Here is an 18,784-nt window from a genome sequence, read left to right on the forward strand (position 1 = left end):
CTACTTCCGGACGGTCTTGTCGCCGCCCACGATGCCTGCCACGGCCGTGTCGTAGTCGGCGGCCGCCTGCTCCGGGGTCCTCTTGCCCGTGATGACGGCTTCGGTGGCCTCCTGGACGGCAGCGGAGATCCGGGGGTAGTCCGAGGTGGCAGGGCGGTAACGGGTCACCGACACCAGGCTGGACACGTCTTTGACGAAGGGGTTGGCGGACTGGTAGCCCGGATCGGCTGCGACGTCGGTGCGGACGGCGATCTGTGAACTGGCGACCGTGAACTGCAGGGAGTTCTTTGCATTCAGCGCCGTGGTCAGGAACGTGAAGGCGAGGTCAGGTTGCTTGGTTTCCGCGCCCACGGCCAAGGTCCAGCCGCCGGACATGCTCACGGCACCCGGTGCCCCGCCGTTCCGCGTGGGGAACGGGGCCACGCCCATGTCCTGCGCGTACGCCGGCCATTCGTAGCTTCCACCTTTTTGCCAGAACGACGGGGTATAGGAGCCTTCCACGGTGGCGCCCAACTGTGCTTTCGGGAACCAGTCCCCGAACACCTTCTTCCAGACGTTCGGGTCCAGCGCATCGGCAGGCGGCACTGCGAGGTTCTCCTGGTAGAGCGTCTGGAGGAAGGTGAGGGAATCCTTAAAGCCTGCTGAGCCGACGACCCACTTTTTCGCATCCTGGTCATAGAGGCCGGCACCGGTGCCGTAGAGCAGCTCGTAGAACCCCTGCATCACTGTTCCCTCGCCGGTGCCTTTGCCGGCGTACATGTTGAACGGGATCACGGTGGGGTTGGAGGCCTTGATCTTCCTGGCGGTGTCCAGGATGTCCTGCCAGGTGGCCGGGCGCCAGGGCAGCGCGATGCCCGCGGCTTCAAAGACTTTCTTGTTGTACCAGATGGCCCGTGTGTCGGTGCCCAGCGGCACTGCGTAGGTGCCGCCGTCGTCCGCCTTCCCGGCTTCCTTCGCGCCGGCGTCGAACTTGTCCCAGTCTTTCCACGCCGCCAGCCGGCTGTCCAGGTTCAAGAGGTACCCGGCATCCACGTCCGAACGGACCTTGAACGTGTCTTCGTAAAAGACGTCGGGGGCGGTGGCAGGCGACCTGAGCGCGAGGGCCAGTTTGGTGCCGTAGTCGTCGTCGTTTGCCTGGATGGGCTGGAGTTCAACGGTGACGCCCTGGTGCGCTGCTTCGAACTCCTTCTTGGCGTCCTGGAACATGGTGTCCAGTGCGGTGAAGGAATCCGTCTTCTGGTAGGCCACCTTGATCGTCTTGCCGCCCGCAGGATCGGCGGGAGTACAGCCGGCGAGGGCCAGTGCTGCGGCGGCCAGCAGGGACACCGTGGCGGATACCCGGCGAAGCATGGTCCGGTCAGCTTTCCAGCAGCAGCCGCTGGGCGCGGGGCGCGAGGGTATGTTCCAGGACCAGCGATGCTGCGCCGATGGCGCCCACGTCCTCGCCTACGCCGGTGCCCACAACCTCGATGGGGTGGATCAGGCGGGCGGCGCTGTTGGTATCCAGGAGGGACGGGATCAGCTCCAGGTAGCGTTGGGACAGGCAGGTCCAGAACGGTCCGCCGAAGACAACCCGTTCAACATCCAGGGTGTTGGTGACCACTGAAACTGCGCGTGCCACCAGGACGGCTGACTTGTCCAGGATGGCGGAGGCCCGTTCGTCCCCGCCGTAGGCGCGTGCGCAGAGGTCGGCGAAGCTCTGCTTGATTTCGGCGGCACTGCTGGCCGGGGATCCTTCCAGGATGCCGGCCGCCTCCGCCTCCGCCACCAGCACCTGCGGGATGCAGGAGGATTTCACGCAGCCCCGCTGGCCGCAGTCGCAGGGAGGGCCGTCCGGATCCACCACGATGTGGCCGATCTCGCCGGCGTTGCCGGAGGTTCCGCGAATGACCTCGTCGTTGAGGACGATGCCGCAGCCGATGCCGGTCCCCATGTACATGAAGACGAAGCTCCCCGCGCCGCTGGGGCCGCCCGCCCAGGTTTCCGCCACGGCCGCGCTGGTGACGTCCTTGTCCACCAGCACCGAGTAGCCGGTGGCCCTGGCCAGCGCCTCACGCAGTTCCACCCGGTCCCAGCCCGGCAGCAGCGGCGGGTCCACCACGGTGCCGTTGTCCAGGTCGATGGGGCCGGGAGCGGCCACGCCCACGCCTGCGATGCGGCTGCGGTCCACGCCGGAATCGGTGACGAGCTGCGCCAGTTCCGCGGCGATGGTGGTGATGACGGCGGAGGGATCGTTCCCGCCCGGGGTCTTGATGCGTGAATGCCGGACCACCGCCCCCACCAGGTCCAGGACCACGAACGTGGTCACTGCCGGGTCAAGGTGGACACCCAGGGCGTACATTCCGCCAGGGTTGAGCCGCAGGATGGTGCGTGGCTTGCCCGGTCCGCTGCCCTCTTTGCCGGCTTCCACGATCAGGTTCTGGTCCAGCAGGCGCCGGGAAATATTGGAGATGGTCTGCGGGGACAGCCCCACGATCTGCGCGAGTTCCACGCGGCTCAAACCGCCGGTGGTCCTGCGGATCGCGTCAAGGATGACGGTGAGGTTGAAATCCCCCATCCTGGGCAAGTTGGTTCCGCGCCTCGGAGAAGATTGGCGGATCTCAGACACGGTGTCCCCTAAACGTCTTCGGCTACCTGCATACGGTGATGCTTTGAATCGTACGTTACGGGCGGGCGCCCGCCCACATGGCCGGGCGGCGGCGCGGCGCGGGAACGGTCCACGTCAGCGGCGGGTTGGCGGTGGGTGCCGGTCAACGGGTGGCAGCCGCCGGCCCGGATCAGCGGGGACGGCGGACGCTTCGCGTGACGGTGAATTTAGGATTCAGGCCTTCCACGACGGTGGGTCCGACGTGCCGTTCCAGGGCCGGCAGGTAGGCAAGGTGCCGGTTGAAGACCGTCCACAGCTCCCCGCCGGCGGCCAGGACGCGTCCTGCCGCCTCGATCATCTTGATCCCGGCGCCCGCGTGGACGCCGGCGCCAACGTGGAAGGGCGGGTTCAGCAGGACGGCATCGGCAGCGCCGTCGGGGAAGGTACTGAGCGCGTCATCCTGCAAGACAGTGATCCGGTCCGCCAGGCCGTTCGCCCGTGCGGTGGCGAGGGCCGACTGCACGGCGGCCGCGGACTGGTCGGTGGCCGTCACGGCGGCGCCAGGGAACTGGCGGGCGTACATGGCGGCGAGGATGCCGGTGCCGCAGCCGAGATCGACGGCGTGCCGTGCCGGTCTCATGGCGGGCAGGAACGTCAGCAGGAATCGGGTGCCGATGTCCAATTTGGCGCCGGCGAAGACAGCGCCGTGGGCGGCAACGTCAAGGTCCAGCTCGGCGAGATGCTCCACCACCGGAAAGCGTGGCGGTGCGGCCGGCTTTGGTCCGGCGGCCAGGACCAGCCGCGACTTTCGCCGGGCGAGCTGCGGCTGGACGGACGCGAAAAAACGTTCCAGGACCGCGTTCATGCCCAGGGACATGTGTTTGACCCTGCCGCCGGCCAGCAGCAGCACCCCGGGGGCCGCATGGCGGGCGACGGCAGCCGCAATCTCCTCCAGCTCCGCCAGGGTCTTGGGCAGTTGCAGCAGGACTGTTTCCGCGCCTGCCAGGAGCTCAGGCCCGAGGGGCAGCTGGACGAACTCCGTGCCGTCACCGGCGTATCCCGGCAACTGTGCGTCGCATTGCGCGGCGTTCAACCGCAGCGCCCGCTCCCCTGTCACCAGGTCCTGGTGCACGCGCAGGGAGGCCGTGGCGAGGACTGCGGAGGCGCCCAAGGTCAGGGCGCCGTAACGGTCACCGATGACGGCAATGGTGCTGCCGGACCGGCCAAGCTGCACAGCGGTGTCCAGGAGCAGCCGGTCCGTGGCGTCCCAGGCGTGGAGGTTGGGCGCTTCAACATCGGGCCGCCGGCGCAGGACATCGAAAATCTCCGCCAGGGTATGTGCTGCCACCGCTGTCCTGCCGCCTTCTGTCGTCCGTGCCGGCCCCGGGTCCCCCGGAGTCACCCCCACGTTACCGTTTCCGCCGCCGAAGCCATCCCGGGCAGTGCCGCGATGGCTGCCACTGCAGCGCGGCCGGCCCGGTTGGCGCCGATGGTGGACGACGACGGCCCGTAGCCCACCAGGTGGACGCGCGGCTCAGCTGCCACCTGGGTTCCTTCCATCGCGATCCCGCCGCCCGGTCCGCGGAGGTGGAGCGGGGCAAGGTGTTCCAGTTCGGCCCTGAAGCCGGTGGCCCACAGGATGACGTCCGCCTTCAGGAAACTGCCGTCGGCGCGGCGGACTCCGTCCGGTTCGATGGACGTGAACATGGGCTGCCGGTCAAGGACGCCGCGCTCCCGTGCTGCGCGGAGCGCCGGAGTCCAGATGAGTCCGGTCGCCGATACGACGCTTTGCGGCGGGAGGCCCCGGCGGACACGGTCCTCCACCAGGGCCACTGCGTCGTGCCCGGCCCTGGCATCGAAAGGGGCGTCCCGCCAGGCCGGTTCCCGGCGCGTGAACCAGCTGGTGGACGTCACGCGGGAAATCTCGTCCAGCAGGCCGACGGCGGAGATGCCGCCGCCCACCACAATCACGTGCTTGCCCGTGAATTCAGCGGCGGAGACGTAGTCGGCAACGTGCAGCTGCCGGCCGCGGAATGAGGACCGGCCCGGGTAGATGGGCCAGAACGGGCGGGTCCAGGTGCCGGTGGCGTTGATGAGGGCCTTGGCGCTCCAGACGCCGTCGGACGTCTCCACCCTCAGCCGTCCGGCCGGGTCCTCGTCTTCCCGCCGGACAGCACGCACTTTGACGGGCCGGTGCACGGCAAGGCCCAGGGCGGCCTCGTAGCCGCCAAAGTAGCGGGTCAGGAATTGGGAGCTGGGCTCGGTTGGATCGACGTCCGGTTTGGGGATCCCCGGCAGGTCGCTGATTCCGTTGACCGTTGCCATGCGCAGGCTCTTCCACCGATGCCGCCAGGCACCGCCCGGACCGTCCTCGGCGTCGAGCACCGCAAAATCGAATTCCCGGCGCTGCAGGTGGTAGGCGGCGGACAGGCCGGCCTGGCCCGCCCCGATGACCACCACATCGGTCGGCTCAGGAATCACTCCCCAATGATAGTCGCGGAGGGCAGCACAGCCTTAGGGTGGGCCCATGGACACTGCGGGAGCCACCAAGGCCACGGGACATGCTGACCGGCTGGCAACAGCGTTGGGGGTGGTGCTGGGGACGGATCGGATCCCCTTGCGCCTGAGGGCCTGGGATGGCTCCGAGGCCGGGCCCGCGGACGCCCCGGTCCTGGAGTTCAGGTCACGCCGGGCACTCCGGCGGATGCTGTGGTCACCGGGGCAACTGGGACTGAGCCGGGCGTATGTAGCGGGTGAGATCGACGCTCCGGGAGACGTGTTCGCGGCCTTCGGGGCACTGAGCTCGGCAGGGAAGTTTGCCGAGCCCGGCCCCTTCCGTCCGCCCACTGCCCGCGAACTGTTGCTGCTGGCACGGACTGCGGTCAGGCTGGGCGCGGTGGGTCCCAACCCGGTTCCGCCGCCGGAGGAGGCCCGCATTGCACGGAAGGGCCGGATGCATTCCCGGGGCCGGGATTCTGCCGCCATCTCCCATCACTACGACGTCGGCAATGATTTCTATGCCCTGGTGCTGGGATCCTCCATGGTCTATTCCTGCGCGGTATGGCCGGCCGCCGGCGCGCCGGATCCGCAGGCGCCGGACGTGGGCCTGGACGCCGCGCAGGAGGCCAAACTGGACCTGGTCTGCCGCAAACTGGGCCTCCAGCCCGGGATGCGGGTCCTGGACGTGGGGTGCGGCTGGGGCAGCTTCGCCCTCCACGCGGCCGCCAGGTACGGGGTCAGCGTGGTGGGGGTGACGCTGTCGACGGAACAGGCCGCCCTGGCCGCCAAGCGGGCTGCAGATGCCGGCCTCACCGGCAGCGTGGAGATCCGGGTGCAGGACTACCGGGATGTGCACGACGGACCGTTCGACGCCATCAGCTCCATTGGCATGTCCGAGCACGTGGGCCGGGCCCAGACCCCCGCCTACGCCGCAGCGCTCTTCGGGCTGCTCAAGCCCGGCGGCCGGCTGCTGAACCACGCCATCTCCTGGAATGCCGGCCCCACCAGCCCCGATCCCGACTCGTTCATTCCCCGGTACGTTTTCCCCGATGGGGAAATGATCAGCCTGGGCGAGATGGTGGCCGCCTTGGAAACAGCCCGGTTCGAAGTCCTCGACGTCGAGGCCCTCCGCCGCCACTATGCCCTGACCCTCCGGGCCTGGGTCCGGCGACTGGAAGAGAACTGGGACGAAGCGGTAGCCCTCGCCGGGGCGGGGCGCGCCAGGGTATGGCGCCTCTACATGGCGGCCAGCGCCCTGGGCTTCGAAAACGGGCTGACCGGCGTCAACCAGGTCCTTGCCCGCCGGCCGGGCGGGGCTGAGCCGCCACTGCGCCGCCACGACTGGTTGTGACACCAGGCCCGGATGGGCGGCTAGGCCACTGGCGACGGGCCGCCCGGCTGGGTGTAATGCTGGGTCTGCTCGATCTGCACGACCTTCGGGTCGGTCTCATCGGCGGCGTAGTCCGTGGGCCGCGTCAGGTCCTCCCCCGTCCGGACCTTCAGTGCCCGCAGCACCACGGTCAGGACGACGGCGACCACCAGGTTGAGCGCGAACGCGGACACCGCGATGTACACGCTGAAGTCCGTCCCCGGGAAGGCGGCCACCGAGCCACCAAAGTGCGCCTTGGTGACAGGGTTGACCACGTTATAGGCGGAGACTGTTCCGAATACGATGCCCACTGCCCAGCCGGCCAGGAGGGCCCACCGGTCGAACCAGCGGGTGTACAGGCCGGCCACTACCGCCGGGAACGTTTGCAGGATCCAGATGCCGCCCAGCAGCTGCATGTTGATGGCGGCGGACTGGTCCATGGCGATGACGAAGACCAATGCGCCCACCTTCACCACCAGGGAGACGATCTTGGATACTTTCGCTTCGGTCCTGGCGTCCACGTCGGGCCGGATGAAGTCGCGGTAGATGTTGCGGGTGAACATGTTCGCGGCGGCGATCGACATGATCGCTGCCGGCACCAGGGCACCGATGGCGATGGCGGCCAGCGCGATTCCCGCGAACCAGGCCGGGAAGTGGTCAAGGAACAACTGAGGGACCACCAGCTGCGGGTTGACCGATCCATCCAGGTCGATGGGCTTGGTCCCGGCCTGGATGGCCACGAATCCCAGCAGGGCCAGGAAGCCGAGCATCAGCGAATACAGCGGGAGGATCGCGGCGTTGCGGCGGATGGTGTTCCGTGCCTTCGAGGCCAGCACGGCCGTCACGGAGTGCGGGTACATGAACAGTGCCATGGCTGAACCAAGGGCGAGTGACCAGTATGCGGAGTAGTTGGCGGCGCCTGGAATGAAGACGCCGGCCGGCTTGCCCGTGGCCTGGTTGACGGTGCCCAGTTTGGCCTGCGCGGAATTGAAGATCGTGTCCCAGCCACCAAACTTGATGGGCAGGTAGATCACGGCCACGATGACGGCGAGGTAGATCAGCAGGTCCTTGACCACGGCGATCATCGCCGGTGCACGCAGCCCCGAGGTGTACGTGTAGGCGGCCAGGACCACGAAAGCCAGGATCAATGGCAGGTCGGTCAACAGCACGTTGCCGGAGCTGCCCAGGCCCAGGACCGTGAGCACCGCCTTGATGCCGACAAGCTGCAGCGCGATATACGGCATGGTGGCTACGATTCCGGTGACTGCCACCGCCAGGGAAAGCCAGCGGCTGCCGTACCGGCCGCCCACGAAGTCGGCCGAGGTGACGTAGCCGTGGCGGTGGGAGACCGACCACAGCCGGCTCATGATGATGAAGATGATCGGGTAGAGGACGATCGTGTAGGGGACGGCGAAGAAGCCGCTGACCGCGCCCGTGGCCCACATGGCCGCCGGGACCGCCACAAAGGTGTAGGCGGTGTAAAGGTCACCGCCCAGCAGGAACCAGGTGATCCAGGTTCCGAACCCGCGGCCGCCCAGGCCCCACTCGTCAAGGCTGTGCAGGCCCTCCACTTCGGTTCCGCGCCGCCACTTGGCAGCGAGGAACCCCATCACGGCCACGACGACGAACAGCAGCACAACGATGACCAGGGCGGTCCAGTTGATTTCGCGCCCGTTCATGGCCGGTCCCCTCCCCGGCCGGGCCGGGCGGAGGCGCCACCCGCCCTCGGCGGGCCGCCGGCCCGTGCTTCAGCCCGCCGTCGTCGGTCTTCCCTGGTGACCAGCCAATAGGCTGTGCCGGTCAGCACGGCGGAAATTGGCACCCACGCCAGCTGGTACCAGTAGAAAAACGGCATGCCGCCCAGCCGGGGTGCGTCAAAGGAGTACAGCTGCGGCATCAGCGGGAGGAGAATGGCTGCCGCCAGCAGGAGGCCGGCCCCAATATACGGAGCCGGCCTGGCCGGTCCCCGGATGGCTGTATCACGCGACAGCGGCGTCCCGTGGGGAACCCCTTCGCCATTCGCACCGTAACCGGACTCATTCGCCTGGGACATCTGCGACCTCCTCGTCAGCGACGTCCCGGGGCTGGACTCTGGTGAATGAAGACCAGCGGCGGGACGCTGTGCCCTCCATGATCAGTTGTACGCCGGTTTGACCTGCGCGGGAAGGGTTTTGCACCTGGGCCGGCCCGCTTCCAGGGAGCAATGAAAAAAGGGAACCATCACCAGGTGATGGTTCCCTTTTTCCTACTTTGCACGGTGGAGCTGAGGGGACTCGAACCCCTGACCCCCTGCATGCCATGCAGGTGCGCTACCAGCTGCGCCACAGCCCCGTACTTCGCGTTCCTTCGGTTGATTTCCCCGGAGCAACCTGACCAGAGTAATGCACTTTTCCGCTGGACGCCAATCGGGCTTTTCCTGCCGCACCGGCGGCGATGGACCACCGCCGAAAGCTGCCCCGGCGGCGGCCGCGAACAACGCAGAACAAAAAAATCCGCCGGAACCGTGATGGTTCCGGCGGAAGTCCGGTGGAGCTGAGGGGACTCGAACCCCTGACCCCCTGCATGCCATGCAGGTGCGCTACCAGCTGCGCCACAGCCCCGGAATGTTGCCGCTCCGAGAAGCTTTGTTCGGGGTCTCCCCCGAAGCAACTCAAATATCTTAGAACAGCAATTCCGAAAATTCCAAATCGGGAATATTCAGGGATCTGGCGTCTCGCCTACTCGCCGTCGGCCGCCGCACCGGCCTGGGCGGGGACGTCGTCGCCGAGCTGCAGGTCCACCACCGGGCAGTCCTTCCAGAGCCGCTCGAGGGCGTAGAACACGCGGTCTTCCTCGTGCTGGACGTGGATGACGATGTCCGAGTAATCCAGGAGCACCCACCGGCCACCGGAGCGGCCCTCGCGGCGCACCGGGCGGAGGTCCTGCTTGGCAAGTTCTTCCTCGATGCCGTCCACGATCGCGTTGACCTGGCGTTCGCTGGGTGCAGAGGCGATGAGGAAGACGTCGGCCAGGGCCAGCCGTTCGCTCACGTCAAGGGCCACGATGTCGTGGGCTATCTTGTCAGCGGCAGCCTTGGCGGCCGTACGGGCCATGGCGATGGACGTTTGTGTTGCAGTCACGGGACTCCTTGTTTGGGTTAAGTGTTTGTTGCCGCTGGTGGGATCAGCGGGACATGCCGGTGACGATCAGGATGATGCCGGCAACCAGTGCCAGGATCCCGAACGCGAGGATGCAGAACTGGAGGACCCGGTTGCGCCGCGCCCTGGTGAGCCCTGCTGTTGCTGCGTCCAGCGGATCAAGGCCGTAGGCGGACCGTGCGGGTACCCGGGGCAGGTCTTCGAAGAGGTCTTCGGACTGGCCCTCCGGCCGTGCAGCCGGTTTGGGCCGGCCGGCCGCCTTTGCGGCCGCTTCGGCCCTGGCAATCACCTGGGACCGGCCGGTGCCGGACTCGGCTGGCGCTGCTTTGGTACGGGCTGCCGGCCGGCGTTTGCCGCCCGCCTGGACCTTCGTACCGGGCCGGGTGGTGACCGGAACATGCGAAGTTGCCGGCGGTTTCATCACCGGGCGCTCCACGCCGGGCACCTGGACGAACTCAAGCGGCGTGACCATGGCAAGGTTGCTGGCAGTGGATGGGCCGGATTTGTCCTGGGTGCCCGCAACCGCTGCCTGCTTCGCGGGATCTGCGGCTTGGGCCTGGCCTCCCGCCTGTTCGGCGAGTTTTTGCCGGGCCATCGCCCGCCGGTTCATGACAGCGGCCCTCTCGGCCAGCGCGATCTGTTCGGCGAGGATTTCCGGGTCCACCGCTTCGGGGTCCTGGGAGGCGATGTGCTCCATTTTGGCGATCTGGTTCCGCGCCTGTGCGGCGATGAGGGCCCGTGCTTCCAGGGCCTGCTCCACGGTCATGCCGTCCGGGGCGGAACTGCCGGCTTCCGTCGTAGGTCCCGGGTTGACGGTGTCACCTGGCGCACTGTTCTTTCCGCCGGCCGGCTTGGCTGTGGGCGCAGGAGCTCCGGCGGCCGGCGGGGAGGTTGGGCCGGCCGCGGGTGGAACCACTGGATTGGCGGCCGTCAGTGCCTGCTCCTTGAGCTGCTGCAACCGCAGCTGGCGCCGGGTGGGCGGACCGCCGGCGGACAGCTGCCCCTCCTTCTCTTCGAGCTCCTTGATGGTGCGCAATGCGGCGCGGTCGCGGGCACGGATCTGGGATGAGCGCTGGGGGGCGGACTGGCTTGGAACAGCCTCTGGACGCGCGACAGGCTCGGCGCTTGCGGTCGAGGCAGGGCGGACCGCAGGGTCCTGCGCGGCAGGTGCCCGCCTGGCAGGTTCGGGCGCACCCTCGGCCGGCCGATTCGCGGCAGGCGGGCGTTGCTCCGTGATGGCCGGGGTGCCCTGTTGGGCGTCCCTGGCCTTCCGGAGTTCCCGGCGGCTGCGGATGGGAGGCTGTTCCTGACTCATTGAGAACTCATTCAGTACTGGCTGGTTCGCGTGCTTCGGAAAGTGGTTCATCCGCGCCTGCCGGCGGATCGGCATAGAGGTCGTACTTGGCGATGTACTGCACCACCCCGTCCGGGACCAGATACCACACCGGATGGTTCGCTGCCACGCGGGCACGGCAATCCGTGGACGAAATGGCCATGGCAGGCACTTCCAGGAGACTGACGTCCTTACGGCCCATCCCGTCCAGGACGTGCCCCGGGCGGGTGACTCCCACGAAGTGGGCCAGCGACCAGAGCTCGTCAATGTCTTTCCAGGACAGGATTTGCGCCAAGGCGTCAGCACCCGTGATGAAGAACAAGTCGGCGTCCGGCCGCTGGGCCCGGAGGTCGCGCAGGGTGTCGATGGTGTACGTGGGACCCGGCCGGTCCACGTCGACCCTGCTGACGGTGAAACGTGGATTGGAGGCCGTGGCGATCACGGTCATCAGGTAACGGTGCTCAGGCTCGCTGACCTGTTTATGGGACTTTTGCCATGGCTGCCCGGTAGGCACGAAGACCACCTCGTCGAGGTCGAATTCGGCCGCGACCTCGCTGGCCGCCACCAGGTGCCCATGGTGGATGGGATCGAACGTCCCACCCATGACACCAAGCCGCAGCCTTCCCCGGGCACCATTGCGGTGCAGGTTGTGCGAAATGTTAGTGGCCCTGCCCGCGATCGTGCTTGTTGGGGTGCTGGCGGTGCGGATCCGCGTGCTCTTCGGTGGCCGCGTGCCGGTTGCCCAGGTTGTTGTAGGACAGCGTGATGAACATCAGGACCACCAGGATGGCGAACATTGACACGCCGAAGACCCACGGCTCTGCCAGCAGCGGGGCGGGCTCCTCATGGGCTGCGTCGCCTGCCGCGGCGATGGACGTGACGATCTGCTGGAGCAGCATTTTCTCCCCTATGGTCAAGGATTTTCAGGCAGCGGAACCTTCCGCTGCTTTCTAAGGTTCTGGTCTATGTTACCGCGTTGCTACCCGCGGACCTGGCCTTCGCCCTGGACAATCCACTTCGTGGTGGTCAGCTCGTTCAGTCCCATCGGGCCGCGGGCGTGCAGCTTCTGGGTGGAGATCCCCACCTCGGCGCCCAGGCCGAGTTCACCGCCGTCGGTAAAGCGTGTGGAGGCGTTGACGATGACCGCTGCGGAATCCACCTCTGCGATGAACCGTTCAGCGTTGGCGAGGTTGTTGGTGAGGATCGCTTCGGTGTGGCCCGTGGACCATGTGCGGATGTGCTGCACGGCTTCGTCGAGGCTGTCCACCATGGCCACGGCAAGGTCCAGGTCCATGTATTCCGTGGCCCAGTCTTCGTCCGTGGCCGGCTCCGCGTCGATCCCGGCGGGCAAGGCTGCACCGATCCGTTGGTCCACATGCAATCGGACCCCGGCGTTTCGAAGGGCTGTTGCGACGGCGGGCAGCACGGTCGCGCCGGAGTGGACCAGCAGGGTTTCGACGGTGTTGCAGACGCTGGGCCGCTGGGTCTTGGCGTTGAGCAGGATCTCCACCGCCATGGTCTCGTCCGCGGATTCGTCCAGGAAGATGTGGACGTTTCCCTCTCCCGTCTCGATGACCGGCACGGCGGAATTGGTCACCACCGTCTGGATGAGGTCGCGGCCGCCGCGGGGAATCAATACGTCCACCCGGCCGCGGGCCTTCATCAGGACATTGGCGCCGGCGCGGCCGAACTGGTCCACGGTCTGGACGGCGTCGGCCGGCAGGCTTACGGATTCGAGAGCTTCGCGCAGTACCCGCACCAGGACCTGGTTGGTGGCTTCTGCTGCACTGCCGCCGCGCAGGATGACGGCGTTGCCGCTCTTGAGCGCCAAGCCGGCGATGTCCACAGTGACGTTGGGGCGTGCCTCGTAAATGGCTGCCACAACGCCCATGGGCACGTTGACCTGGCGGAGGCGCAGTCCGTTGGGGAGGGTTTGGCCGCGGACAACGTTGCCCACGGGGTCCGGGAGGTTGGCCAGGTTCTCGAGGGCCGCCACCAGGCCGTCAACACGGCTTTCGGTGAGGGTGAGCCGGTCCAGGAGCGCTTTGGAGGTGCCGTTGTCCCGGCCGCGCCGGACATCCATGGCATTGGCTGCGAGGATTGCCTGCACGTTCTCCTGCAGGGCCGCGCCCACGGCGCGGAGGCCGCGGTCCTTCCATGCCCGGTTGGCGGTGGCCATGCTGCGGGCGGCGTGGCGGGATCGGTCCGCGATGGCGTGGACTGCCGCTTCGACGTCCGCTCCGGCGGCCGGCACCCCTGCCTCCTGTCCTGCCGCCGGGCCCGGCTGCGCGTGGTCAGCAGTGGTTCCGGTATCAACGGCAGCGTGGATCAGGGCGTCAGTCATAGTCCAAGTTTAGGCGAGCCGGGGGCCTGGACCAGCACCAGGTCATCTACATGAACAACTTCGCGGTCATAGCCGCTGCCGAGTTCCTCGCCCAGCTCCCTCGTGGAGCGCCCCAGCATGTGCGGCAGCTCCTGGGATGAGTAGTTCACCAGTCCCCGGGCAACTACGGTGCCGTCGGCACCGGCCAGTTCGACGGCGTCGCCCGCTTCAAAGTCGCCATGCACCGCCGAGATGCCCGCCGGCAGCAAGGACGTGTGATGGTGGCGCACGGCCCGCACCGCGCCGTCGTCCAGGACCAGGCGGCCCTGCACGGACGCGACATGTGCCAGCCAGAGGAGGCGGACGGGCTTGCGCGAGCCGTTCACGGAGAACCAGGTACCGACGTCCTCGCCGTTCAGGGCGGCGGCGGCGTTGGGCGTGGATGTCACCAGCGCGTGGATGCCGGAGCCTGCCGCCATGCTGGCCGCTTCCACCTTGGTCATCATTCCTCCGGTGCCCACCCCGGCCTTGCCTGCTTTGCCAATGGACACGCCCTCGAGGTCCCGTGCTCCGGTGACCAGCGGGATGCGCTTGGCACCGTGGGCCGGCGGACCGTCGTAGAGGGCGTCGACGTCGGACAGCAGCACGAGCGCGTCGGCGCGCACCAGGTGTGCCACCAGGGCAGCGAGCCGGTCGTTGTCGCCGAAGCGGATCTCGTGGGTGGCCACGGTGTCGTTTTCGTTCACAACGGGGACCACTCCGAGGCTGAGCAGCCGGTCCATGGCGCGGAGGGCGTTGGTGTGCTGGCTGCGGCGCATCAGGTCCTCGGCCGTGAGCAGGACCTGGCTGACAGTGACGCCGTGGGCGCCAAACGCCTGGGTGTACCGGGCCATCAGGAGGCCCTGGCCCACGCTGGCCGCCGCCTGCTGCGTGGCCAGGTCCCGGGGACGCTTTTCCAACCCCAGCGGGGCCAACCCGGCGGCGATGGCGCCGGAGGAGACCAGGATGATTTCGGCACCCGCGTTGCGCTTGGCGGCGAGGGCGTCGGCCAGCGCGGTGAGCGACTCCTCGGAAATGCCGCCCTTGATGCTGGTCAGTGAGGAGGACCCCACCTTCACCACGATGCGGCGGGCATCTGCCAGCAGGCTTCTGTCCGCGGAGCCCGCAACGGGCGCCGCGTCCACGACCCTAGAGGTCATCGTTCGCTTCCATTCCACTTTCCTGGACGGGGCGGGCAGCACGGCGTCCGCTGACGGACTCGGTCCAGATACCGGCTTTGCGCTCGGCCTCGAGTTCGGCACGGGCGGCGGCTTTGGCGTCGCGGCGTTCCTGCTGTTCCTCACGCTTCTGGCTGCGGGTGGGGCGGTCGCCAATATCGGCGAACCGGACGTCCGTGCCACGGGGTGAAGCCAGGAGTTCCGCACCTGCCATCATGGTGGGCTCCCAGTCGAAGACAACGCCGTCGTCCTCGCCAATGACCACGGTATCCCCCGGCTTGGCGCCCTGCTTGAACAGTTCGGTTTCCACGCCCAGCTTGGCCAGCCGGTCGGCAAGGTAGCCGATGGCTTCCTCGTTGGTGAAGTCGGTCTGCTTGACCCAGCGCTCGGGCTTCTCGCCGAGGACACGGAACAGCGGCTCCAGGTTCTTTTCCTCGCGGCGGATCTTGAACCCGGTTTCATTGACGGCGCGCGGCCGGAGCACGACCGGCTGGACCTTGGGAGGTTCGGCCGCGACGGCGTCGCGGGCGGCTTGGACGATTTCGGCCATGGCGAAGCCGAGCTGGCGCAGGCCCTCATGGCTGGTGGCAGAGACCTCGAAGACGCGGTAGCCGCGCGATTCCAGTTCCGGGCGCACGAATTCTGCCATGTCCTTGCCGTCGGGCAGGTCCACTTTGTTCAGTGCGACGAGGCGGGGGCGGTGGTTGAGGGGGACGACTTGGCCGTCGGAGCCTGCGTAGCTCATGTCCACCGCGTACTTTTCGAGTTCGCCTTCGATGATGGCGAGGTCCGAGAGTGGATCGCGGTCGGATTCGAGCGTGCCGCAGTCGAGCACATGCACCAGGGCCGCGCAGCGCTCAACGTGGCGTAGGAAGTTGTGCCCGAGGCCCTTGCCTTCGCTGGCGCCTTCAATCAGGCCGGGGACATCGGCAATCGTGAAGCGGACGTCGCCTGCCTGGACGACGCCCAGGTTGGGGATCAGGGTGGTGAAGGGGTAATCGGCGATCTTGGGCCGGGCGGCAGACATCGCGGCGATCAGGCTGGACTTGCCCGCGGACGGGAATCCCACCAGCGCGATGTCTGCAATGGACTTCAGTTCCAGGACCACATCGCGGGATTCGCCTTCGATTCCCAGCAGGGCAAAACCGGGAGCACGGCGTTTCTGGGAGGACAGGGCTGCGTTGCCGAGTCCGCCGATGCCGCCGGCGGCAGCCACATATTCGGTGCCTTCACCCACCAGGTCGGCCAGAACGGTGCCGTCCTTGGACTTGACCACGGTGCCGTCCGGAACGGGAAGGACCAGGGTTTCGCCGTTCTTGCCGCCGCGCCAGTCGCCCATGCCGGGTCCGCCGTTGCTGGCGTGCCGGTGCGGCGCGTGGTGGTAGTCGAGGAGGGTGGTGGTCTGGTGGTCCACCCGGAGGATCACGTCGCCGCCGTTGCCGCCGTTACCGCCGTCGGGCCCGCCAAGGGGCTTGAACTTCTCACGGTGGACGGAAACGCATCCATGGCCGCCGGTACCGCCGGATACATGCAGTACTACCCGGTCTACAAAGCTGGCCACGTGGATCTCCTCAGATGCTGTTCAAGCGGCGCCCGGGGACGCCACAACGATTGTAATGCGGTTAAAAGAACAGTGGAGCGGGCCCTCAGGCCCGCTCCACCGCTTCAAGACTGCTTGTTACTCTGCGGCTGCAGCAGCAACGATGTTGACCACGCGACGTCCGCGGCGGGTGCCGAATTCAACGGCGCCCGGGGTCAGTGCGAACAGGGTGTCGTCACCGCCGCGGCCTACGCCGGCGCCCGGGTGGAAGTGGGTGCCACGCTGGCGGACGATGATCTCGCCTGCGGAAACGACCTGGCCGCCGAAGCGCTTGACGCCGAGGTACTGTGCGTTGGAATCGCGACCGTTGCGAGTGGAGCTCGCGCCCTTTTTATGTGCCATCTGAAATGCCTGCCTCTAAATTCTGGGGAATCTGTTGAAATGCCTGAACAGTAACCGGTGGTTACTTGATGCCGGTGATCTTGACCTTGGTCAGTTCCTGGCGGTGACCCTGGCGCTTCTTGTAGCCGGTCTTGTTCTTGAACTTCTGGATGACAATCTTAGGACCACGCAGGTCCTGGAGGATTTCAGCCGTAACAGTTACCTTGGCCAGGTCCTTGGCTGCGGAGGTGACCTTGTCACCGTCAACCAGGAGCAGTGCGGGCAGCTCAATGGTGCTGCCGGCTCCACCGGCGACGCGGTTCAGGGTAACGAAGTCTCCAACGGAAACCTTCTCTTGGCGGCCGCCTGCGCGGACAATCGCGTACACCACTTGGGAACTCACTTCTCTCGACGTTTATAACAAAATTTGCGTGCGGAACCGACTCAATAAAAGCCTGGTTTCTCGCTGTGCCTCAACGCCGTGGGGTCATAACCCAAGTGTTGGCGTAAGCACCGAAGATCCAGAATACGCTAAATCCGTCTCCAGCCGCAAATGAGGCTGGTTCCGGAGGGCCGGCTGTGATAGTAACCACAGCATGGCATGCAGCGCCGCAACCGTGCGTATCCATTGTAGCCGGGGCGCCGCCGTTGGACGTCAGGAGTGAATGCGCGGCGCGTCGAAGAATTCCACTTCGAGCCGGCAGGACTGCTTGAACGCCGTGACCATGGCGGCCTGTTCATGGTCGGAGGCCTTCCGTCCGGCCGCATCCACCATGGCGATGGCCTGCCGGGTGGCTTCGGCGAAGCCCTCGTCGGCATAGGTGCGGAGCCACGCGGCGTACGCGTGCCCGTCCGGTTCGCCCGCCGCGAGGAACCGGGCGTGCAGTGTCCTGCCAACCTCGGCGTAGAGCCAGAAGCAGGGCAGGACGGCGGCGGCAAGGACGGCATAGCTGCCCGACGCCGAGACGGCTGTGAGGTGGTCAACGTAGGACTTGGTGACGGGTCCCAGGCCCGTCTGCCCGGGCCGGGTGCTGAGCCATGAGCGGTGCAGTTCCGATTCAACCTCCAGGCACTGCCGGGCCGAGCCTGCCCAGAACAGCTGCTCCTCTTCGGAGGGGGCCAGGGAACTGGCGCGGGCCAGGACCCGGGAGTAGCCGTTCAGGTATTGGGCGTCCTGGGCCAGATAGTAGGCAAAGTCCTTTTCCGCCAGTTCGCCGGAGACCAGGCCTTGGATGAAGTCCAGGGCGTAAATATCCGCCAGGTCCTGCCGGGCTTCGGCCCAGAGCCTGGCCGCGAAGCCGCCTTCCGGCAGGTGGGGCCGCACATGGTGGAAGTGGTGCACGGGCCCGTTCCCGTGGCCGACCTCCAGCCTGCCGGAATCCTCAAGCGCTCCGGCCAGCCAGGGCTTGACCGTCCGCAGCGACCCTTCCCAGTCGCCCAACCGGGCCTGGACCGTGGCCATGGCAGAGGACAGCGAACAACCCGTCCCGTGGCTGTTGCGGGTGTTGACGCGGGGGCCGGGCACTTCCACCACGTCCCGGGCCAGCACACCGGCGGTGTTCACCAGGGCGTCCGGGCAGCCTTCGCCTGACAGGTGTCCGCCTTTTACCAGGACGGTGGCGCCGGTGGCATCCGCCAGGCGCCTGCCCTGGTCCAGCGCACCTTCCCAGTCCCCCGCTGGCTCTTCGCCCACCAGCATGGCCAGTTCGGGCAGGTTGGGGGTGATGAGGTGGGCAAGCGGAAGCAGGTCGCGGAGGGCGGCTTCGGCGGTTTCCTTCAGCAGGCGGTCGCCGCTGGTGGCCACCATCACCGGATCCAGGACTACGACGGCGGGACGCACCTTGTCGAGCCACTGCTGGACCGTGCGGATCACCGCTTCGTCGCCGAGCATGCCGATCTTGACGGCGTCGATGGTGATGTCGTCGCTGACGGCATCGAGCTGCTGCGCCAGGAACGCAGCAGGCGGGACATGGACGGCCACAACGCCACGGGTATTTTGCGCCGTCAGTGCCGTGATGGCGGCCATGCCATATCCGCCGTGCGCTGCAATGCTCTTCAGGTCCGCTTGGACTCCTGCTCCGCCGGAAGGATCAGAGCCCGCAATGGAGAGGACACGTGGGATATCGCGCCCCGCAGGGGTCCCGGAGGAGTCAGTGGAGGCACTTGGCAGGGGCATGGAGAGGGTCGAAGACAACAGACATCCCTTCGCCGGTACTAGCCGGACAGGTTCAACGGGTGTGGATCTCAGCCGGCCTTCTGCGCGGCACCCCGTGTCGGTTTCCCAGCCTAGCCGGTGGCGCGGTACCGGGCTAAAGGTGACAGCGGCCGGATGCAGGAAGTCCCCGCCTCGTGGACTGTTCCCCCTGTTCTTTCGGGGGGAATGGTCCACGAGACGGGG

The 18,784-nt window shown here is 67.2% G+C and carries 17 protein-coding genes, 2 tRNA genes and 1 riboswitch; of the genes, 1 reads left to right on the top strand and 18 read right to left on the bottom strand.

Annotation, left to right across the window (positions count from 1 at the left end):
* The 4 genes from C563_RS0108150 to C563_RS0108165 form a co-directional block, all read right to left on the bottom strand.
* Complete coding sequence (locus C563_RS0108150; protein ID WP_018761553.1) at positions 1–1,350, bottom strand: extracellular solute-binding protein; 1,350 nt, start codon at positions 1,348–1,350, stop codon at positions 1–3.
* 7 nt (positions 1,351–1,357) lie between these two features.
* Entirely contained in the window at positions 1,358–2,557 is a 1,200-nt protein-coding gene (locus C563_RS0108155) for an ROK family transcriptional regulator (protein WP_018761554.1), read from the bottom strand.
* Between the two features lie 220 nt (positions 2,558–2,777).
* Positions 2,778–3,935 carry a class I SAM-dependent methyltransferase gene (locus C563_RS0108160; RefSeq protein ID WP_018761555.1) on the bottom strand — a complete coding sequence of 386 codons (1,158 nt, stop codon included), beginning with the start codon at positions 3,933–3,935 and terminating at the stop codon, positions 2,778–2,780.
* A 50-nt stretch (positions 3,936–3,985) separates the two neighbouring features.
* Complete coding sequence (locus tag C563_RS0108165) at positions 3,986–5,068, bottom strand: FAD-dependent oxidoreductase (protein ID WP_018761556.1); 1,083 nt, start codon at positions 5,066–5,068, stop codon at positions 3,986–3,988.
* 46 nt (positions 5,069–5,114) lie between these two features.
* On the opposite strand from C563_RS0108165, the gene C563_RS0108170 reads away from it, so the two are divergent.
* Entirely contained in the window at positions 5,115–6,437 is a 1,323-nt protein-coding gene (locus tag C563_RS0108170; protein WP_018761557.1) for a class I SAM-dependent methyltransferase, read from the top strand.
* A gap of 20 nt (positions 6,438–6,457) precedes the next feature.
* On the opposite strand, the gene mctP is transcribed toward C563_RS0108170, so the two are convergent.
* The 14 genes from mctP to thiD form a co-directional block, all read right to left on the bottom strand.
* Positions 6,458–8,134 (bottom strand): monocarboxylate uptake permease MctP, encoded by a 1,677-nt coding sequence (mctP, locus tag C563_RS0108175; protein WP_018761558.1) that lies wholly within the window; start codon positions 8,132–8,134, stop codon positions 6,458–6,460.
* Entirely contained in the window at positions 8,131–8,508 is a 378-nt protein-coding gene (locus C563_RS20985; RefSeq protein WP_018761559.1) for a DUF3311 domain-containing protein, read from the bottom strand. Before C563_RS20985 ends, mctP begins: the two co-directional genes overlap by 4 nt.
* A 205-nt stretch (positions 8,509–8,713) precedes the next feature.
* Positions 8,714–8,786: transfer RNA gene (locus C563_RS0108185), tRNA-Ala, on the bottom strand.
* Positions 8,787–8,982: 196 nt separating this feature from the next.
* Positions 8,983–9,055, bottom strand: a tRNA-Ala gene (locus tag C563_RS0108190).
* A gap of 117 nt (positions 9,056–9,172) precedes the next feature.
* Positions 9,173–9,574 carry a ribosome silencing factor gene (gene rsfS / locus C563_RS0108195; RefSeq protein ID WP_026264528.1) on the bottom strand — a complete coding sequence of 134 codons (402 nt, stop codon included), beginning with the start codon at positions 9,572–9,574 and terminating at the stop codon, positions 9,173–9,175.
* A gap of 43 nt (positions 9,575–9,617) precedes the next feature.
* Positions 9,618–10,907 (bottom strand): hypothetical protein, encoded by a 1,290-nt coding sequence (locus C563_RS0108200; RefSeq protein WP_018761561.1) that lies wholly within the window; start codon positions 10,905–10,907, stop codon positions 9,618–9,620.
* A gap of 7 nt (positions 10,908–10,914) precedes the next feature.
* Positions 10,915–11,529, bottom strand: coding sequence for a nicotinate-nucleotide adenylyltransferase (gene nadD / locus C563_RS0108205; RefSeq protein WP_018761562.1), 615 nt, complete (start codon positions 11,527–11,529; stop codon positions 10,915–10,917).
* A gap of 55 nt (positions 11,530–11,584) precedes the next feature.
* The gene (locus C563_RS0108210) at positions 11,585–11,824 is read right to left on the bottom strand and encodes a hypothetical protein (RefSeq protein ID WP_018761563.1); all 240 of its coding nucleotides are present in this window, start codon (positions 11,822–11,824) and stop codon (positions 11,585–11,587) included.
* A gap of 80 nt (positions 11,825–11,904) precedes the next feature.
* On the bottom strand, positions 11,905–13,269 hold the full coding sequence (locus C563_RS0108215) for a glutamate-5-semialdehyde dehydrogenase (RefSeq protein ID WP_018761564.1): 1,365 nt from the start codon (positions 13,267–13,269) through the stop codon (positions 11,905–11,907).
* Positions 13,266–14,447, bottom strand: a complete 1,182-nt coding sequence (proB, locus tag C563_RS0108220) for a glutamate 5-kinase (RefSeq protein ID WP_026264529.1) — start codon at positions 14,445–14,447, stop codon at positions 13,266–13,268. Before proB ends, C563_RS0108215 begins: the two co-directional genes overlap by 4 nt.
* Positions 14,437–16,026, bottom strand: coding sequence for a GTPase ObgE (gene obgE / locus C563_RS0108225; protein ID WP_018761566.1), 1,590 nt, complete (start codon positions 16,024–16,026; stop codon positions 14,437–14,439). Before obgE ends, proB begins: the two co-directional genes overlap by 11 nt.
* Positions 16,027–16,143: 117 nt before the next feature.
* Complete coding sequence (rpmA, locus tag C563_RS0108230) at positions 16,144–16,407, bottom strand: 50S ribosomal protein L27 (protein ID WP_009372867.1); 264 nt, start codon at positions 16,405–16,407, stop codon at positions 16,144–16,146.
* A gap of 61 nt (positions 16,408–16,468) precedes the next feature.
* Positions 16,469–16,777, bottom strand: coding sequence for a 50S ribosomal protein L21 (gene rplU / locus C563_RS0108235; RefSeq protein ID WP_018761567.1), 309 nt, complete (start codon positions 16,775–16,777; stop codon positions 16,469–16,471).
* Between the two features lie 264 nt (positions 16,778–17,041).
* A complete protein-coding gene (gene thiD / locus C563_RS0108240; RefSeq protein WP_026264534.1) occupies positions 17,042–18,562 on the bottom strand; it encodes a bifunctional hydroxymethylpyrimidine kinase/phosphomethylpyrimidine kinase in 1,521 nt (506 codons plus the stop codon).
* A 7-nt stretch (positions 18,563–18,569) separates the two neighbouring features.
* Positions 18,570–18,667, bottom strand: a riboswitch (TPP riboswitch).
* Positions 18,668–18,784 lie beyond the last annotated feature (117 nt).

Source organism: Arthrobacter sp. 135MFCol5.1 (genome assembly GCF_000374865.1).
GTDB lineage: Bacteria > Actinomycetota > Actinomycetes > Actinomycetales > Micrococcaceae > Arthrobacter.

Bases quoted from the DNA above. Each gene is read 5' to 3' on its own strand.
- C563_RS0108150 (WP_018761553.1), bottom strand. From the start codon at position 1,350: ATGCTTCGCCGGGTATCCGCCACGGTGTCCCTGCTGGCCGCCGCAGCA.
- C563_RS0108155 (WP_018761554.1), bottom strand. From the start codon at position 2,557: ATGGGGGATTTCAACCTCACCGTCATCCTTGACGCGATCCGCAGGACC.
- C563_RS0108170 (WP_018761557.1), top strand. From the start codon at position 5,115: ATGGACACTGCGGGAGCCACCAAGGCCACGGGACATGCTGACCGGCTG.
- mctP (WP_018761558.1), bottom strand. From the start codon at position 8,134: ATGAACGGGCGCGAAATCAACTGGACCGCCCTGGTCATCGTTGTGCTG.
- C563_RS20985 (WP_018761559.1), bottom strand. From the start codon at position 8,508: ATGTCCCAGGCGAATGAGTCCGGTTACGGTGCGAATGGCGAAGGGGTT.
- C563_RS0108200 (WP_018761561.1), bottom strand. From the start codon at position 10,907: ATGAGTCAGGAACAGCCTCCCATCCGCAGCCGCCGGGAACTCCGGAAG.
- nadD (WP_018761562.1), bottom strand. From the start codon at position 11,529: ATGGGTGGGACGTTCGATCCCATCCACCATGGGCACCTGGTGGCGGCC.
- C563_RS0108210 (WP_018761563.1), bottom strand. From the start codon at position 11,824: ATGCTGCTCCAGCAGATCGTCACGTCCATCGCCGCGGCAGGCGACGCA.
- C563_RS0108215 (WP_018761564.1), bottom strand. From the start codon at position 13,269: ATGACTGACGCCCTGATCCACGCTGCCGTTGATACCGGAACCACTGCT.
- proB (WP_026264529.1), bottom strand. From the start codon at position 14,447: ATGACCTCTAGGGTCGTGGACGCGGCGCCCGTTGCGGGCTCCGCGGAC.
- rpmA (WP_009372867.1), bottom strand. From the start codon at position 16,407: ATGGCACATAAAAAGGGCGCGAGCTCCACTCGCAACGGTCGCGATTCC.
- thiD (WP_026264534.1), bottom strand. From the start codon at position 18,562: ATGCCCCTGCCAAGTGCCTCCACTGACTCCTCCGGGACCCCTGCGGGG.